The 592-nt window shown below is 58.1% G+C and carries 1 pseudogene; it reads right to left on the bottom strand.

The features are described 5' to 3' along the window. Positions 1-592, bottom strand: a pseudogene (locus tag AB6731_RS22910) (type VI secretion system tip protein VgrG); the annotation flags it as partial.

Here is a 592-nt window from a genome sequence, read left to right as displayed (position 1 = left end):
TCGCCTTCGTGGAATGCAATGGCAACTTCAGTGCCCTGTATCAGCGGGAAGTGGAAGCCGTATTTGTCACCGCCGTAAGGTTTGGCAAAACGTACCGGCATACTTTCCATGCCCTGACGCTTGTCGTCACGGTCAGCATCAAATTTCACCCGGTACATCCCTGATGCATCCAGCCAGGCGTAGATGTCGTTATCTTTGGCGCTGGTCACGCGGGCCGTCAGGGTGCCGCTGACCACCGGGCGCTTTTTAGCAGCAGGCCGCCAGCAGCGGTTCTCGTAGTAAGGCATCGCTACCCATGCCACCTTCAGGGCATTCTTACGGCTGGCAGAGTAGCCAGTGCGGATAATAACAATACCGTTCTCCGTTTCGCGGGGCAGTGTTGGCGGGATAGCCATTTCGGTGATGGTCAGCACCTGCGCCGGCCCCAGGGTGTGGTCGGTGCTGCTGCCGGTTACCGTGGTCTGGGTGGACAGAAAGCGCTCATGCTCCAGGCGCGCCCAGAAGTTACCGGTTTCTGCTGCCGGCGTGATTTTATCGCCACGTTCAAGGTGACGTGGCCGGTAGTGATACACATCACCGTAAGTATTCCCCT

The sequence above is a fragment of the Enterobacter sp. RCC_40 genome (assembly GCF_041360735.1).
GTDB classification, from domain to species: Bacteria; Pseudomonadota; Gammaproteobacteria; order Enterobacterales; family Enterobacteriaceae; genus Enterobacter; species Enterobacter ludwigii.
This window is presented reverse-complemented; position numbering and strand designations above follow the sequence as displayed.